Source organism: Stenotrophomonas sp. CC22-02, assembly GCF_004365115.1.
GTDB lineage: Bacteria > Pseudomonadota > Gammaproteobacteria > Xanthomonadales > Xanthomonadaceae > Stenotrophomonas > Stenotrophomonas forensis.
Genome location: NZ_SOCO01000001.1, coordinates 2,280,816 through 2,296,601 on the forward strand (window position 1 = coordinate 2,280,816; position 15,786 = coordinate 2,296,601).

General features: G+C 65.2%; 14 protein-coding genes and 1 tRNA gene. 8 read left to right on the forward strand and 7 right to left on the reverse strand.

Annotated elements, in window-relative coordinates; genetic code table 11:
* Window positions 1–216: 216 nt before the first annotated feature.
* Window positions 217–666: a DUF3592 domain-containing protein gene (locus tag N440_RS10545; RefSeq protein WP_133935037.1), complete on the forward strand. Its 450-nt coding sequence runs from the start codon at window positions 217–219 to the stop codon at window positions 664–666.
* Between the two features lie 49 nt (window positions 667–715).
* Here N440_RS10545 and N440_RS10550 read toward each other — a convergent pair whose 3' ends face one another.
* Complete coding sequence (locus N440_RS10550; protein ID WP_133935038.1) at window positions 716–1,063, reverse strand: helix-turn-helix domain-containing protein; 348 nt, start codon at window positions 1,061–1,063, stop codon at window positions 716–718.
* 102 nt (window positions 1,064–1,165) lie between these two features.
* Here N440_RS10550 and N440_RS10555 point away from each other — a divergent pair, with 102 nt between their 5' ends.
* The 3 genes from N440_RS10555 to N440_RS10565 all read left to right on the forward strand — a co-directional run bounded on the left by N440_RS10555 (window position 1,166) and on the right by N440_RS10565 (window position 6,262).
* Window positions 1,166–2,155 (forward strand): MDR family oxidoreductase, encoded by a 990-nt coding sequence (locus tag N440_RS10555; protein ID WP_133935039.1) that lies wholly within the window; start codon window positions 1,166–1,168, stop codon window positions 2,153–2,155.
* A 120-nt stretch (window positions 2,156–2,275) separates the two neighbouring features.
* On the forward strand, window positions 2,276–5,026 hold the full coding sequence (locus tag N440_RS10560) for a UvrD-helicase domain-containing protein (protein ID WP_133936022.1): 2,751 nt from the start codon (window positions 2,276–2,278) through the stop codon (window positions 5,024–5,026).
* 486 nt (window positions 5,027–5,512) lie between these two features.
* Window positions 5,513–6,262 (forward strand): hypothetical protein, encoded by a 750-nt coding sequence (locus N440_RS10565; protein ID WP_133935040.1) that lies wholly within the window; start codon window positions 5,513–5,515, stop codon window positions 6,260–6,262.
* A 167-nt stretch (window positions 6,263–6,429) separates the two neighbouring features.
* Here N440_RS10565 and N440_RS10570 read toward each other — a convergent pair.
* Window positions 6,430–6,519 (reverse strand) — tRNA-Ser (locus tag N440_RS10570).
* 104 nt (window positions 6,520–6,623) lie between these two features.
* Complete coding sequence (locus N440_RS10575) at window positions 6,624–7,616, reverse strand: LysR family transcriptional regulator (protein WP_005410175.1); 993 nt, start codon at window positions 7,614–7,616, stop codon at window positions 6,624–6,626.
* A gap of 127 nt (window positions 7,617–7,743) precedes the next feature.
* On the opposite strand from N440_RS10575, the gene N440_RS10580 reads away from it, so the two are divergent.
* Both N440_RS10580 and N440_RS10585 read left to right on the forward strand, forming a co-directional pair.
* A complete protein-coding gene (locus N440_RS10580) occupies window positions 7,744–8,331 on the forward strand; it encodes an NAD(P)H-dependent oxidoreductase (RefSeq protein ID WP_053450174.1) in 588 nt (195 codons plus the stop codon).
* 138 nt (window positions 8,332–8,469) lie between these two features.
* Window positions 8,470–8,820, forward strand: a complete 351-nt coding sequence (locus N440_RS10585; protein ID WP_133935041.1) for a ligand-binding protein SH3 — start codon at window positions 8,470–8,472, stop codon at window positions 8,818–8,820.
* Window positions 8,821–9,110: 290 nt separating this feature from the next.
* Here N440_RS10585 and serS read toward each other — a convergent pair whose 3' ends face one another.
* Window positions 9,111–10,391: a serine--tRNA ligase gene (serS, locus tag N440_RS10590; protein WP_049458692.1), complete on the reverse strand. Its 1,281-nt coding sequence runs from the start codon at window positions 10,389–10,391 to the stop codon at window positions 9,111–9,113.
* Window positions 10,392–10,504: 113 nt separating this feature from the next.
* Here serS and N440_RS10595 point away from each other — a divergent pair, with 113 nt between their 5' ends.
* The gene (locus tag N440_RS10595; RefSeq protein WP_040009559.1) at window positions 10,505–11,143 is read left to right on the forward strand and encodes an energy transducer TonB; all 639 of its coding nucleotides are present in this window, start codon (window positions 10,505–10,507) and stop codon (window positions 11,141–11,143) included.
* Window positions 11,144–11,262: 119 nt separating this feature from the next.
* A complete protein-coding gene (locus N440_RS10600; RefSeq protein WP_133935042.1) occupies window positions 11,263–11,835 on the forward strand; it encodes an energy transducer TonB in 573 nt (190 codons plus the stop codon).
* Between the two features lie 196 nt (window positions 11,836–12,031).
* Here the strand turns inward: N440_RS10600 and aroA are convergent, their stop codons facing one another.
* The 3 genes from aroA to serC all read right to left on the reverse strand — a co-directional run bounded on the left by aroA (window position 12,032) and on the right by serC (window position 15,752).
* Complete coding sequence (gene aroA, locus N440_RS10605; RefSeq protein ID WP_133935043.1) at window positions 12,032–13,339, reverse strand: 3-phosphoshikimate 1-carboxyvinyltransferase; 1,308 nt, start codon at window positions 13,337–13,339, stop codon at window positions 12,032–12,034.
* Window positions 13,340–13,415: 76 nt separating this feature from the next.
* Entirely contained in the window at window positions 13,416–14,615 is a 1,200-nt protein-coding gene (gene pheA / locus N440_RS10610) for a prephenate dehydratase (protein ID WP_133935044.1), read from the reverse strand.
* A gap of 51 nt (window positions 14,616–14,666) precedes the next feature.
* On the reverse strand, window positions 14,667–15,752 hold the full coding sequence (gene serC, locus N440_RS10615) for a 3-phosphoserine/phosphohydroxythreonine transaminase (protein ID WP_133935045.1): 1,086 nt from the start codon (window positions 15,750–15,752) through the stop codon (window positions 14,667–14,669).
* Window positions 15,753–15,786: the final 34 nt, after the last annotated feature.

Consider the following 15,786-nt stretch of genomic DNA (forward strand, 5'->3'; position numbering starts at 1 on the left):
ATCGCGCAGAACGTCGCAATACGCCCGCCCTGCAAATGCAGCTTCAACACGGTCGCCCGTGCCGGATACACGCCGTAAACGCTTACACGCAAGGGCTTCGGGGCACATCCGAGCGCGCGTGGATCACAACGGAATGCGCGCGCCACCCCAATTTCGATGCGAATGCCGCTACGCGATGCCTATAGTCGCCGACTTCAAATGGAGCAGGAGCTCATCATGGAATTCACTTCCTGGCGCAACATTCTTGTTGCCGCTGGCGTGGCCGTCGCACTTTCGGTGACCGCCTACAACGACCATCACCGCCACGCCCTCACTGACGGCATTGAAGGACGCGATGCGGTAGGCCTCGTCACCGAGGTGCATTGGGACGAAAAGAGGGGAAGGAAAAGCAATTTCGTTCTGAACGTCGAGTTCGAAACCGAAGACGGGCAATCACGCGTGGAGAAGATCGCGGTCTCCAACGATCTTGGCAATCAGATGCGCGCGACCGACGAAGCAGAAGAGATTGATATCCGCTACAACGCCGAAGATCCCTCGGTGGCCGTGGCCGTCGGCGAAGCTGACAACTCCCTGCTGATGCTGTGGCTGGCCATCGCGTCGGGCCTGGTCACACTGGCCCTTCTGGCGGCCCGCCTCATCCAGGGCCGGAAAGCACAACCCGCCTGATCCCTGGCACGGCGTGCAGCAGAGGGGTGCAGGCAACACCCCTCACGTTTCAGTTGTCACTCTGGCTGCTCTGGTAGCCGCGGTAGGTCTCGCCCCATTCGCGCATGGCCAGCAGCACCGGCACCAGCGTTCTCCCGAATTCGGAAAGTTCGTATTCCACTTTGGGCGGCACTTCGGCATAAACATGACGGATCACCACCCCATCGGCCTCCAGTTCGCGCAACTGGCTGGTCAGCATCGATTGCGTGGCGTTGGGTACCCGCCGCGTCAATTCCATGAAACGCCGCTTGCCAGTCATCAAGTGGAAAAGAATGATCGGCTTCCACACGCCGCCCATCACCGACAGCGTGACCTCCACGGCGCACCCGCTCTTGCCATCCCAACGCCTGCTACGCATGCATACTCCGGAAAACCATAGTACCTACGGAAAAACATCGTTCTTGTTGCGATAACGGTGCGAGCCTAGCATGGCGCCATCCACTGAACGTGAGGCGCTTCCATGAGTTTCAAGGCACTGCTGACCCGCAAAACCAACGATGGCGTTTCCACCGAGCTGGTCGATTTCGACGAAGCCGACCTGATGGACGGCGACGTGCTGGTGCAGGTTGAATACTCGACGCTGAACTACAAGGACGCGCTGGCGCTCACCCATTCGCGCCCGGTCATCCGCACCTTCCCGTTGATTCCGGGCATCGACCTGGCGGGCGTGGTGCTGGAGTCGAGCAATGCCGGTTTCCAGCCTGGCGACCGCGTCGTAGTGAATGGCTGGGACCTGAGCATGGGCCATCACGGTGGCCTGGCCCAGCGCGCCCGCGTGCGCAGCGAATGGCTGAACAGGATTCCCGGCAACCTGACCACCCGCGATGCCATGGCCATCGGCACTGCCGGCTACACCGCCATGCTGTGCGTACTGGCGCTGGAAGATGCAGGCGTAGCGCCGGAAAAGGGCGATGTGCTGGTAACCGGCGCCAATGGCGGCGTGGGCTCGATTGCGGTGGCCATTCTTTCCAAGCTGGGCTATCGCGTGGTGGCCGCCACCGGGCGCCCGGAACACGCCGAGTATCTGCACAGCCTCGGCGCGGCCGAGATCATCGACCGTGCGCAGCTTTCAGAACCGCGCGACCGGCCGATCAGTGCCGAGCGCTGGGCGGGTGTGGTGGATGTGGCCGGTGGCCCGACGCTGGTCAACGCCATCGCCGAAACGAAATACCGCGGCGCCGTGGCCGCCTGTGGGCTGGCACAGAGCGATGAACTGCATGGCTCGGTGCTGCCCTTCATCCTGCGCAACGTCACCCTTGCCGGCGTGGACTCGGTGAATGCCCCGCAGGACGTGCGCCAGCGTGCATGGGACCGCCTCGCCACCGACCTGGACCCGCAGAAGCTTGAAAGCACGGTGCAGTTGATTGGGCTTGCCGACGTGCTGGACGTGTACGAGAAGATCATTCCGGGCAAGGTGCGCGGGCGGATTGTCGTTGATGTGAACGCGTGACAGGCCATCAGCCAGCGAGACGGATGCGCGAGCGCCACATGCGGCACCAAGGCCCCTTATCATGGGGCTGTAAGGGCGCTATACGCCCGGTGAAGCATGCAAGGCAGTATCTGGATGTCTATGGAATGGCGCCCCTCGGGCTGGGGCCAGCGTGTGACCCGCTCGCCACTATGGCGACTGCGGCTTGATGGCGAACACCTCGAGCTGACCCTTGGCGGCCAGCAGTACCGACAGCACGTGGATGGCGATCATCGCGTGCAGGTTGTCCCGGGGCTGTTCTGGGCCCGGGTTGCTCTGCAGACTGAACGTGGTCTGGTGTCCGTGGGCGGGCTGCCCAATCGGCAAGCGGCCCACCTCGCGGCGGCTGTGCAGGACGTGCTGTCCGCGCGCAGCACGCGCGGGCGCAAGGGCCTGTTCGAGGACGTGCTGGCGCAGATCCAGGCCTGGTTGAGCGCGGCCGACGCACTGACCGATCGCGGTCACGCCAGCCGGCGTTGGATCACCCACGAACAACAACAAGCGCTGCTGGCCGACCGCCCGGCCCTGCCGCTCTCCCCCGATGAGCTGGAGCGCCTGTTCCTCGATGCCAGCGTGCATGACGACCTGCGTTCCAGCCGCCATCTGGCCGCGCTGGAAGCGCTGAACGACTGGCATCTGGATTGGCCTGCTGTCTGGGCCGACGCCAACGAAGCCATGGCAACCCGCGAACTGGGTCTCGCCAAGGACTTGCTGGACCGAGTCGAGAACAGACCGCTGACCGAGGAACAGGCCCGAGCGGTCATCTGTTTCGACAACCGCGTGCAGGTCGTGGCCGCGGCCGGCTCTGGCAAGACCTCCACGATGGTCGCCAAGGCCGCTTATGCCATCGATCGCGGCTTTGTCGAACCCGAGCGGATCGTCATGCTCGCCTTCAACAAAGATGCGGCCAAGGAACTGGAAGAGCGCGCGCAGCGCTGCTTCGATCGACTCGGCATGGGTGACACCGTGGTTGAGGCGCGTACCTTCCATGCGTTGGGCCTGGCCATCATCGGCAAGGCCACCGGGCGCAAGCCCGACATTCCCGAGTGGGCCATCGACGCAACGCAGGGCTTCAACAAGCTGGCCGAGCTGGTGGATGACCTGAAGGATCGCTCGATCCACTTCCGCACCCAGTGGGACATGTTCCGGCTGGTATTCGGGCGCGACCTTCCGCCGTTCGGTGCCGAGATGATGGCCGATGGCTACGACCGCGATGGCACGCCGTATATCCGCACCCTGCAGGGTGAACGGGTAAAGAGCCTGGAAGAGTGCGTCATTGCCGATTGGCTGTTCTACAACGGCGTTGCGTACGACTACGAGCGCCGCTACGAATTTGATACGACCACCGACACCCATCGCCAGTATCGGCCGGATTTCTATTACCCAGGCGCAGCGCTGTATCACGAGCACTTTGCGCTGGATGCCGATGGCCAGCCACCGAAGCATTTCGCCAACTATGCGGAGGGCATGCACTGGAAGCGGCAACAGCATGTGGCGCGTGGCACTGCGCTTATCGAGACCACCTCGTTTGGCCTGCGCAGCGGGCACGCCCTGCATGACCTGGCGGAGACGCTTGGCGCATCTGATATCGAGCTCGATCCGAACCCGGACCGCGAGCTGCCCGATGCGGGTGCCAAGCCGATGCCGGATGCGGACCTGATCGGCTTGATGCGCACCTTCATTGCCCATGCCAAGAGCAACTGCCTGACGCTGGACGATATGGCTGCGCGCTTGCGACAGATGCCCGAAGACCAATTCAAGGAACGGTACCGCCGCTTCCTGGAAATCGCCGGCCCCGTATTCCACGCCTGGGACAACGCACTGGCCGACGAACGCGGCATCGATTTCGAAGACATGCTCAACATGGCCGCCGGGCTGCTGGAGCAGGGACACTATGCGTCGCCCTACGACCTGGTGCTGGCCGACGAATTCCAGGACGCCTCGCGCGCCCGCGCCCGCCTCTGCCGTGCGCTGGTCAGCCAGCCGGGCCGGCACCTGTTTGCGGTGGGCGATGACTGGCAGTCGATCAACCGCTTCGCCGGCGCCGACGTTTCGGTGATGACCGGATTCCGCGAATGGATGGGGCATGGCCAGGTGCTGAAACTGGAGCAGACTTTCCGCTGCCCGCAGGCACTGTGCGATGTGTCCAGCCGCTTCATCAGCCGCAATCCGGCGCAGATTGCCAAGGCGGTCCGTTCTGCTGCGCCGGCAACCGGTCCGGTGCTGCAGGCGTTCCAGATGAACCGGCGCGAAGAAGTGCAGGATGGCGTGCGCCAATACCTCACCAGGCTGCATCAGCAACTGTTGTCCGGTGCGGTGCCGCAGGGGCGCAACGGACGCGTGACGGTCTTCATCCTCGGGCGCTATCAGGCCGATCGCAATGCGGTGCCTGCGGAGTGGAGAACGTCGTTTGGCAGCACGATGGACGTCGAGTTCCTGACCGCGCATCGCTCGAAGGGGCGCGAGGCGGACTACGTGATCCTGCCGGGCATGGTGAACCGCGGCTTCCCGAGCCTGCGCTCGGATGACCCGGTGCTGTCGCTGGCGATGCCGGAGGGCGATACCTATTCGCTCAGCGAAGAGCGGCGGTTGTTCTATGTGGCACTGACGCGTGCGCGGCGCTCGGTGGCGATGTTCACCCTGCAGGGCAAGCACTCGCCGTTCCTGGATGAGCTGGTCAAGGACGGGGCTGTGGAAGTGACTGGAATTTCAGGCGCGGCCATCCTCGAAGAGCGATGCCCGGTGTGCAAGGTGGGCGTGTTTGTGGACAGGACCGGACCGCATGGGCCATTCCGATCGTGTTCCAGTTACCCGTTGTGCCACAACAAGCCGAGGGGTGGGCGTCTGGGGTGAGCGCGTCTGACTTCGTGCACAGGCGCTCGCCCATGTCAGGCGGCGCAAGCTGACCTTATTGTCCGATGGCCATGTGACGGCTGCGGAGGCAGCAAGAAGGGCTGAGAGCCAATGACCGGGACGTACCAGATTCGCACCTATTTTGCCGCGTATCAATGAAGGCGAGGGTGACGTCGCACGCCAAGCCAGGAACCAACGCCTCATTGAGAATCCAGCACCGGCCAGCCAGCCGGCCAGTCGCACCACCGCCGGAGCGGAGTTCCTGCCGGCTCACTCGCCATCACGATGGGCGGCCTGTGACTTGAGGAAAAATCTTCCCCAACCAGTGGGGGAGATCAGGCCTGTCCTACGTTAATGGATACCAGTTGAGCATCAACGTGTAGTGGGCATGCCCCTCGGAAACTACGCTCCCTACGGGATCATCGGTCTCATTGACACGCGAAATTCGATCGGCGAGAAATCGCGCTCAGTGACAGAAGATGCGTCATGTTCGAAGTGGTGGACCCAGGTCCAGAACAATATGTGTGGGGTAAAATAATGCACACCAGATCGATCCTGTTTACAGCCATTCTTGCGGTCACCGCGACTGCCTGCTCAGAACACACGACCTCTGACCAGAGCAGCGTATCAACGGCGACAGATCGAGCCGTTTCGCCGCCAGCCAACCTGGATCAGGCACCACGCGCCATCGCGTCGCAGCACTCAAACGTTGGCGGACCCAATGACTCCAAGGCAATTACGCAGCGCCTGTGCACTGGAGACTGCAGAGACGCTGGTCCGTTGGAGGCAAAATCGCAAGAAGAAGCCGAGTGGCTGATCCGCCACAAGTACCCATCGCAAGCTGAACTCGAGCGACTGCGTTCAGAGTCGCTGGACATACTGCAACAAAAAGCCTCAGCGGGTGACCCCACTGCGGCCGCGGTGCTGGGAAAACGGATTGCCATGGAGAAGAACTTCATGGACGGCCAGGTGATGCTTCGAAATCAGGTGCTATCAGGCAACTTCTATGCGCTGTACGCGATCTCGGAGTCGTACCGCGAATCGAAGGTGCCAAACCCGGTAGATGGTGCAGCTTACCTCCGCTTGGCCTACATCATGGGCGATCACAAGGCAGCGATAGAGATTGCAGAGATGCGCCTCAGCTCAGCCGAGCTGGCGGCTGCGGATAGCAGGGCGTCCCTGCTTTACAAGGGATTCGCAGGCGACCAAGTACCTGATCCACGCCCTCAAGGGTAGGCGCACTACAACCCGTAGGACGCTCTCCTGAGGGCGCCCTTGCTTCACCGGTTGGATTGCATGACCTAGTGCAGAAGCACCATCGGGGCGTGGAATGACCCATTCCATGCCAGCAATGTCTCCTACAACGAAAAAGCCCCTGAAAAAAACAGGGGCTTCTTCAATTCTGGCGGAGAGAGTGGGATTCGAACCCACGGAAGGTTTAACCCTTCGCCGGTTTTCAAGACCGGTGCCTTAAACCGCTCGGCCATCTCTCCGTATCGGCCCGACCTGCCGGCCGGGCGCGTATTCTCGCACGGCCGGGCGATTTGCCCAAGACCGGCGTGGCGCCGGGCATCACCCAGCGTTCCCACGGCAGGCCTCAGCCCGCGTCCACCGCCAACGCACCCAGTGCACTGGCCTTGATCCGCTCCTTGGCCTTCTCACAGGCACCACCGCAGTCCAGGCGCGAGGCCTCCAGCTGCGGCGGCAGGTGCTCGGCCAGGAAGTCGATGAACACCCGCACCGCCGGCAGCAGGCCGCGGCGCGAGGCGAACACGGCGTGGCACACGCCCTGCGGCAGCGACCAGTCCGGCAGCACCACTTCCAGCTCGCCATTGCGCACCGCGTCGGCGCACACGGTTTCCGGCAGCATGGTGATGCCGAAGCCGTCCTTCACCATGCTCTGCAGCAGCGGGAAGTCGAAGCCGGCCACGCGCGGCTGCAGGTCCACCCGGCGCACTTCGCCTTCCGGGCCATGCAGCTCCCAGCGCTGGCGCGCTTCGTCTTCGCTGATGCTGAGGGTGACGTGCTGGGTCAGCTCTTCCGGGTCCTTCGGGCGGCCGGCGCGATCCAGGTACTTCGGGCTGGCCACCAGCAGTTCCTGCACCTGGCCGAAGCTGCGCATCACCAGGCTGCCGTCGTCGTCCAGGCGCGAACGCACGCGCAGCGCGACGTCGTAGCCTTCATTGATGATGTCCACGCGACGATTGCTGATGTTCAGCTGCAGGCGCACCTTTGGGTACTGCTCCAGGAACTTGGGCAGCAGCTTGGGCAGCTGCATCTGCGCCAGCGACACCGGCACGCTGGCACGTACCACGCCGCGCGGTTCCGCGCTGAGGCGGTCCACCACTTCGCGTGCGGCCTGCGCCTCGGCCAGCATCGTCTGCGCGTGGCGGTGCACGCTGGTACCAACGTCGGTGACCGCGAAACGGCGCGTGGAGCGCTGCAGCAGGCGCACACCCAGGTCGGTTTCCAGCTGGCTGATGCGGCGGCTCAGGCGCGACTTGGGGATGCCCAAGGCGCGCTCGGCGGCGGCGAATCCGCCGTGGTCGACCACCATCGCGAAGTAGTACAGATCATTCAGGTCATGCATGCCCGAGTTCCATATCTAGAACAATACGTGGCATTCAACCACCTTTATCCCGCCTTTGCAACAACCTATCGTTCTCTCCGTCGGCGGGGCCACCCCGCCCCTTCCTCCCAGAACATAGGTGACTGCCATGAAGCTTCTGCATCTCGACGCCAGCGTGCTTGGCGACAACTCCGTGTCCCGCCAGCTGTCGGCCGCCGTGGTCGCCCGCTTCACCGGCCAGATCGATGGCCTGCAGGTCGATTATCGCGATCTTGACGCCAATCCGGTACCGCATCTGCGCAGCAGTTCGCTGGCCAAGACCGATGCCGCCGAGGCGACCGATGCTGAACAGGTGATGCAGCAGTTCCTGGACGCCGACATCGTGGTGATCGGCGCGCCGATGTACAACTTCAGCATTCCGTCCACCCTGAAGGCCTGGATCGACCGCGTCGCCGTGGCCGGCCGCACCTTCAAGTACACCGAGAACGGCCCGGTGGGCCTGGCCGGTGGCAAGCGGGTGATCATCGCCAGCAGCCGCGGCGGCATCTACACCGACTCGCCGGCCGACTTCCAGGAGCCGTTCCTGCGCCAGGTGTTCGCCTTCATGGGTATCAACGAGGTCGAGTTCGTGCGTGCCGAAGGCATCGCCTACTCGCCGCAGCACCGTGAAGACGCCATTGCCGGCGCACTGGCCACCCTGCCCTCGCACGAAGTGGCCGAAGCCGTCGCGGCTTAACGCGTTCCAGCGTTCGGCGCCCCTCTCCCCCTCGTCTGGGCGCTGAACGCGGGCCGGGATCCCCTCCCCCATCCCGGCCCACCCCGGCGGCCCCGCACTGCGGGGCCGTTTTTTTGGGCGACACGCTAGGCTGGCGGCATGAACTACATCGTGACGGCTGCGCACCGCAGCGAATTTCCGCACCCGATCACCCTGCGCCGTGGCCAGGCGCTGGTGGTGGGCGAGCGTTATGAAGGCCCGGAGGGCTGGGACGACTGGTTCCTGTGCGAAGCCGAGGGGCAGCAGCCCGGTTTCGTGCCGGCGCCCGTGATCGGCCGCGATGCGCAGGGTGGCGCTTTTGCCACGGAGGACTACTGCGCGCGGGAACTGGATGTCGATCCCGGGCAGGTGCTGCGCGGGGAACGCACGCTCAATGGCTGGGCGTGGTGCGTACCGGAAACGGGCGAACCCGGATGGGTGCCGTTGGAGAAGCTGCGCGTCATGGCGTGACCGCGGTGGTTCATCCACGCAGGGCGTGGATGTAACCGGCATTGTAGATCCACGCCGTGCGTGGATTCGGTGCCATGCAAGCATGGCACCCACCAGAGCCACAGCGATGCCATGCAAGCATGGCACCCACCAGAGCTGCAGCGGTGCCATGCACGCATGGCGCCCACCAGAGCCGCAGCGATGCCATGCAAGCATGGCACCCACCAGAGCCGCAGCGATGCCATGCAAGCATGGCACCCACCAGAGTTACAGCGGTGCCATGCACGCATGGCACCCACCCGATCAGGGAATCAGGCGATGGTTTCCAGGCCGCCCATGTACGGGCGCAGGGCTTCCGGCACGGTGATGCTGCCGTCGGCGTTCTGGTAGTTCTCCATCACCGCAATCATTGCGCGGCCCACCGCCACGCCCGAGCCGTTCAGGGTGTGCGCCAGCTCCGGCTTGCCGGTGGCCGGATTGCGCCAGCGGGCCTGCATGCGGCGGGCCTGGAAATCACCGCAGTTCGAGCACGAGGAGATCTCGCGGTAGGTCTCTTGCGACGGCAGCCAGACTTCCAGGTCGTAGGTCTTGATCGCCGAGAAGCCCATGTCGCCGGTGCACAGCAGCACCTTGCGGTACGGCAGGCCCAGCTTTTCCAGCACCACTTCGGCGCAGCGGGTCATGCGCTGGTGCTCGGCGTCGCTGTCTTCCGGGCGGCTGATCGAGACCAGCTCGACCTTCTCGAACTGATGCTGGCGGATCATGCCGCGCACGTCGCGGCCACCGCTGCCGGCCTCGGCGCGGAAGCACATCGAATGCGCGGTCATGCGCAGCGGCAGGCGCTCGGCATCGACGATCTCGTCGCGCACGATGTTGGTCAGCGGCACTTCCGAGGTCGGGATCAGGTAGCGCGTGGAATCACCCACGGCGGTCTTGAACAGGTCGTCCTCGAACTTCGGCAGCTGGCTGGTGCCACGCAGCGAATCGGCATTGACCAGAAGCGGTACGTTGGTCTCTTCATAGCCGTGCTCGCCGGTATGCAGGTCGACCATGAACTGGGCCAGCGCACGATGCAGGCGCGCGATCGGGCCGCGCAGCACGGTGAAGCGCGAGCCGGACAGCTTGGCGGCGGTCTCGCCGTCCAGCCAGCCATTGCGGGCGCCGAGTTCAACGTGATCCAGCACCTTGAAATCGAACTGGCGCGGGGTACCCCAGCGCGCCTGCTCGACGTTGTCGTTCTCATCGGCCCCGGCCGGCACGTCATCGGCCGGAATATTCGGGATGCCCATCGAGATCGCATCGATCTTCTCGCGCAGTTCGTCCAGGGCCACTTCCGAAGCCTTCAGCTCGTCGGCGAACGCGGCGACCTCGGCCATGATGGCCGAGACGTCCTCGCCCTTGGCCTTGGCCTGGCCGATGGCCTTGGAACGGCTGTTGCGCAGGCTCTGCAGCTCCTGGGTCCGCACCTGGATACGCTTGCGATCGGCCTCCAGGGACTCCAGGGCAGACACGTCGAGCTCGAAGCCGCGGCTGGTGCGCAGGCGTTCGGCGAGGTCGGCGGGCTGGTGGCGGAGCAGGGCTGGATCAAGCATGGCAGGTGTCGTGGTGGGTATCAGGGATGGGATTATCGCTTGTTATACGGATTTCTGCCGCCCGGTTCATTCCCGCCGTGGCAGAATCGGGCTATTCCGTACTGGTCCGGTCCATGTCTGCACCCCGCTCGTCGTCCGCCAAGTCGTTCACTGTGCATATCCCGCGCAATGCCCTGAAGATCGCCGGTATCGCGTTCGGTGTGGGCATCCTGCTGTTCGTGCTGGTCTGGCTGACCGGCCGCGACAAGGAATTCTTCCGCGCCGACCCGGCCGCACAGACCCCGCAGGAAACGGCCCAGGTGGAGCCATTGCCGGAACCGCTGGCCGCGGCGGCAGGCTCCAGCGACATGCCCGATGCCAAACCGGCCCCGGTGGAGGAAGAAGCCCCGAAGCTGGTCGAAACCGCCCCGCCGCCGCCCGCCCCGGTGGCGGAAGCGGCCCCGGCTGCACCGGGCCCTGCTCCGGCGGCCACCGGCAACAGCCAGCCGATGCCGATTGCCGGCCAGTCACCGCCGCCTGCCTATCCTGCCGCCGCTCTGCGCGCCGGTGAGACGGGCAGCGTGGTGGTGCGCGTGGATGTGGATGCCACCGGCTACCCGAACAACGCCACGGTGATCCAGCGCAGCGGCTCACGCGAGCTCGACCGTGCCGCCACCGACGCAGTACGCCGCTGGCGCTTTACCCCGGCGCAGAGCAACGGCCAGGCCGTGCCCGGCAGCATTGAAGTGCCGTTCGACTTCAAGACGCAGTAACTGAACGCTTGCCGGCAGGCAAACTGAACCCTGCCGGTTGCGTTGACGCAATGCTGACACTCCTCGTCCATGGCTCGGGCAACACTGCCCACGTCGTCCATTGACGGAAGGAGTTTGCGATGACTGCCACCACCCACGAAGACCTCCATTCGCCGCAGCTGCAGCAGGATTCCAGCGTGCAGCACAGGCCCACATCCCCGTGGATGTGGATCGCGCTGATCGTGGCGATGTTCGCGGCCGCCCTGCTCTGGCTGCGTCACTCGAACCAGGAAGATGTGGCGCCGGCACCGGTTGGCGAGCGCATGCTGCCGGCCCCTGAGCAGGCCGCGGTTGCCGATGCTGCGGCGCCTGCCCCGCGCCAGGCCGCACCGGCTTCCAGCCAGCGCAAGGCCGCGCCGGTGGTACGCAATCGCGAAGCACGCCCGCTGGCCAGCAACCGCATGCCGACCTACCCGGCCGCTGCACTTCGTAGTGGCGTGCAGGGCAGCGTGATCGCCAGCCTGAATGTCGATACCCGCGGCAATGTCGCCAATGCTGCGATCGTTTCGCGCAGTGGCGAGCGCAGCCGCGACCTGGATCGTGCGGTGCTCAACACCGTGCAGAACTGGAAGTTCCAGCCTGCGGTGCATGACGGCCGCGCAGTAGCAAGCGTGGTGCGGGTCCCGGTGGATTTCCGTACCGAGCAGCGTTGATCGCGGACGAGGGGTTCGTGATGTTTCGACGGAGGCTTCGGCCTCCGTCTTTTTATGTGGAGAAGCGTGCCAACCAAGGTTGGCACCTACCGGTTGATGAAAGCGTGCCAACCAAGGTTGGCACCTACCGGTCGATGAAAGCGTGCCAACCAAGGTTGGCACCTACCGGGTTGCATTGTCCGCCGGACGTGGCCGCTCAGGCCAGGTTGAACCCGGCGCTGCGTGCCAGGCCGTCGAAGTCCGGGAAGGACGTGGCGACGTTGGCGATGTCGTTGATGCGCACTTCGCCGTCGCTGATCTGGCCGGCAATGGCGAAGGCCATCGCGATGCGATGGTCGCCGTGGCTTTCGATGGTGCCGCTGCCCAGGCGCACACCGCCGTGCAGGGTGGCGCCATCTTCGGTTTCATCCACCTGCATGCCCAGCGCGCGCAGGCCGGTGGCCATCGCGGCAAGGCGATCGGATTCCTTGACCCGCAGTTCGGCGGCGCCGCTGACCACGGTCTGCCCTTCCGCAGCGGCAGCGGCCACGAACAGCGCCGGGAACTCATCGATCATGTCCGGCACCAGCGCTTCCGGAATGCGCGCGCCCTTCAGCGGCGCGTAGCGCACCAGCAGATCAGCCACCGGTTCACCGCCCTGCTCGGCCGGATTCTCTTCGGTGACGTCCGCGCCCATCAGGCGCAGTGCATGCAGCAGGCCGGTGCGGCGCGGATTCAGGCCGACCTGCTTCAGGCGCAGCTCGGAGCCGGGAATGATGCTGGCCGCCACCAGGTAGAACGCAGCCGAGGAGAAGTCGGCCGGGACCACGATGTCGGTGGCACGCAGGCGCTGGCCGCCACGCAGGCGCGCCTTGCCCGGCGAGAATTCGATGTCCACGCCAAACGCGGACAGCATGCGCTCGGTGTAGTCGCGGGTCGGGTGCGGTTCGGTCACCTGGGTTTCGCCCTGCGCATACAGGCCGGCCAGCAGTACGGCCGACTTGATCTGTGCGCTGGCCACCGGCGAGGCGAAGTCGATGCCGCGCAGCGTCTGGCCGCCATGCACGTGCAGCGGCGGCGTGCCGTCGTCCTGGGTATCGATCTTCGCACCCATCTGCGACAACGGGCCGGTGACGCGGCGCATCGGGCGGCCGGACAGCGATTCATCACCGATCAGTGTGCAGTCGAACGTCTGCCCGGCCAGCAGGCCGGCCAGCAGCCGCATGCCGGTACCGGCGTTGCCGCAGTCCAACGGCGCATCCGGCGCTTTCAGGCCGTCGATGCCGACGCCGTGCACGATGCGCTGCGACGGGCTGGGCGTTTCGATGCGCACGCCCAGCTGGCTGAAGATGCGCGCGGTCGCGCGGGTGTCTTCGCCTTCCAGGAAGCCGTCGATATGCGAGGTGCCATCGGCCAGTGCGGCGAACATCACCGAGCGGTGCGAGACCGACTTGTCGCCGGGAATGGTCAGGCTGCCCTGCAGCGGCTGGCCCTTGCGGGCGATCCAGTGTTGCGCGTTGCTCATCGTTCGATCATTCCGTATACGCCGGCAGTGCCGGCGATGCATCAGGGGGCAGCGGCCGCAGCCGCCACAGCAGCACTCAGGGCACGGCCACCGGATAGGAACCCAGCACCTTGATCTGCGCCGAGTGCGCTTCCAGTTCGGCCAGCGCGGCCTGCATCGGCGCGTCGTCGATATGGCCGGCCAGGTCGATGAAGAAGCCGTATTCCCACTTGCCGTGGTGCGACGGGCGCGATTCGATGCGGTTCATGCTGATGCCATGGCGGGCGAACGGGCTGAGCACGTCGAACAGCGCACCGGGCTTGTCATGGATGAACACCAGCACCGACGTGCGGTCATGGCCGGAGGTCGGGAAGATGTTGCGGCCCACCACCAGGAAGCGGGTGGTGTTGTCGGCGTCGTTCTGGATCGGCTTGGTGACCACCTTCTTCAGGCCGTACACATGGCCGGCGCTCTCGCCACCGATGGCCGCTGCATCGTCGGCGTTGCGCGCACGGCGCGCGCCTTCGGCATTGCTCGATACCGGAATCTTCTCGGCCTTCGGCAGGTTGGCGCGCAGCCAGGCCGAGGTCTGCATGAACGACTGCGGGTGTGCGTAGATGCGCTCGATGTCCTCGATACGGCCGCTGCGCGACATCAGGTACTGCTGCACGCGCAGCTCCACTTCGCCGCAGATCTTCAGGTTCGAGGTCAGGAACATGTCCAGGGTGATCTGGATGGTGCCCTGGCCCGAGTTTTCCACCGGCACCACGCCGAAATCGGCGTTGCCCGCTTCCACTTCCTGGAATACTTCTTCGATGCTCGCCATCGGCAGGCCCAGCGCCGAGCGGCCGAAGTGCTTGAGCACGGCCTGCTGGCTGAAGGTGCCTTCCGGGCCGAGGTAGCCGATCTTCAGTGGCTCCTGCTGGGCCAGGCAGGCCGACATGATCTCGCGGTAGACGTGCACCAGCAGCTCGTCGCTGAGCGGGCCTTCGTTGCGGTCCACCACCATGCGCAGCACCTGCGCTTCGCGCTCGGGGCGGTAGTAGTCGACGGCGGCGGCGAGCTTGCCCTTGGCCTTGCCCACCTGATGGGCGAAGCGTGCGCGCTCGGCGATCAGGTTCTGGATGTCACGGTCGATCTGATCGATCTTCGAGCGCACATCGGCCAGCGCCAGCGGCGCCAGGGTCGGCGCCGGGTTCGACGCGGCCTTGGCCTTGCCCTTCGCCTTGGTGGGCGCGCTGTCCTTGGCCGGTTCGACCTTCTTCGGCGCCTTCTTGCTGGATCTGCTGCTTGCCATCGGAGTTCCTTGTTGCGGGGCACGCACCCGACGGTGCGCGCCGTTCATTGCTCAACCGTGACGCTGCTGGAAATCGGCCATGAAGGCGACCAGCGCCTCGGCCCCGGCCAGCGGCATGGCGTTGTACAGGGAGGCGCGGATGCCGCCGACCACCTTGTGCCCCTTCAGCGCCAGCAGGCCGGCGGCCTTGGCTTCGGCGACGAAGCGGGCATCGAGTTCGGCATCGGGCAGGAAGAACGGGATGTTCATCCGCGAACGCGCCGCATGCGCGACTTCGTTGCGATAGAAGCCACCGGAGCCGTCGATGGCGCCGTACACCAGAGCGGCCTTGGCGGCGTTGCGCTTGGCGAACTCGGCCACCCCGCCTTCGGCCAGCATCCACTTGAACACCAACCCGGCCAGGTACCAATTCCAGGTCGGCGGGGTATTGAGCATCGAATCGCGGGCAACGTGCGAGCGGTAATCGAAGATGTCCGCGCGCGGCTGGCCGCTGCGTTCAAGCAGGTCACGGTGGATGATCATCACCGCGATACCGACCGGGCCGAGGTTCTTCTGCGCGCCGGCGTAGATCACGCCGTAGCGGCGCACATCCAGCGGCTCGCTGGCGATGGACGAACTGAAATCGGCGATCAACGGGATGTTGCCGGTGTCGGGCACATCACGGAACTCGACGCCGTGGATGGTCTCGTTGGCGGTGATGTGCACGTAGGCGGCATCGGGCGAGAGCTGCCAGTCGGCACGCGGCGGCAGCGTGCGGTAGCCATCGGCCTCGCTGCTGGCGGCAATGTTGACGTCGACGTAGACACCGGCCTGCTTGACCGCGGTCTTGCCCCAGTGGCCGCTGACCACATAGTCGGCGCGCTGGCCGGGGGCGGCGAAGTTGAGCGGGATCAGGGCCTGCTGGGTGGTGGCGCCACCGGACAGGAACAGCACCGCATAGTCTTCGGGAATGTCGAGCAGGCGCCGTAGGTCGGCCTCGGCCTCGGCCGCCACGGACATGAACTCCGCGCCGCGATGGCTCATTTCCACGATCGAGGCGCCGGACCCGTGCCAGTCCAGCATTTCCGCCTGCGCCTGGCGCAGGACCGATTCCGGCAAGGTTGCGGGGCCGGCACTGAAATTGAACGCGCGCGTCATGTCACACCTGTGGGGCAAGACCCCTAGTATGCCG

Excerpts from the sequence above, each read along its gene's own strand:
- N440_RS10545 (WP_133935037.1), top strand. The coding sequence starts at position 217 with ATGGAATTCACTTCCTGGCGCAACATTCTTGTTGCCGCTGGCGTGGCC.
- N440_RS10550 (WP_133935038.1), bottom strand. The coding sequence starts at position 1,063 with ATGCGTAGCAGGCGTTGGGATGGCAAGAGCGGGTGCGCCGTGGAGGTC.
- N440_RS10555 (WP_133935039.1), top strand. The coding sequence starts at position 1,166 with ATGAGTTTCAAGGCACTGCTGACCCGCAAAACCAACGATGGCGTTTCC.
- N440_RS10560 (WP_133936022.1), top strand. The coding sequence starts at position 2,276 with ATGGAATGGCGCCCCTCGGGCTGGGGCCAGCGTGTGACCCGCTCGCCA.
- N440_RS10565 (WP_133935040.1), top strand. The coding sequence starts at position 5,513 with ATGTTCGAAGTGGTGGACCCAGGTCCAGAACAATATGTGTGGGGTAAA.
- N440_RS10575 (WP_005410175.1), bottom strand. The coding sequence starts at position 7,616 with ATGCATGACCTGAATGATCTGTACTACTTCGCGATGGTGGTCGACCAC.
- N440_RS10580 (WP_053450174.1), top strand. The coding sequence starts at position 7,744 with ATGAAGCTTCTGCATCTCGACGCCAGCGTGCTTGGCGACAACTCCGTG.
- N440_RS10585 (WP_133935041.1), top strand. The coding sequence starts at position 8,470 with ATGAACTACATCGTGACGGCTGCGCACCGCAGCGAATTTCCGCACCCG.
- serS (WP_049458692.1), bottom strand. The coding sequence starts at position 10,391 with ATGCTTGATCCAGCCCTGCTCCGCCACCAGCCCGCCGACCTCGCCGAA.
- N440_RS10595 (WP_040009559.1), top strand. The coding sequence starts at position 10,505 with ATGTCTGCACCCCGCTCGTCGTCCGCCAAGTCGTTCACTGTGCATATC.
- N440_RS10600 (WP_133935042.1), top strand. The coding sequence starts at position 11,263 with ATGACTGCCACCACCCACGAAGACCTCCATTCGCCGCAGCTGCAGCAG.
- aroA (WP_133935043.1), bottom strand. The coding sequence starts at position 13,339 with ATGAGCAACGCGCAACACTGGATCGCCCGCAAGGGCCAGCCGCTGCAG.
- pheA (WP_133935044.1), bottom strand. The coding sequence starts at position 14,615 with ATGGCAAGCAGCAGATCCAGCAAGAAGGCGCCGAAGAAGGTCGAACCG.
- serC (WP_133935045.1), bottom strand. The coding sequence starts at position 15,752 with ATGACGCGCGCGTTCAATTTCAGTGCCGGCCCCGCAACCTTGCCGGAA.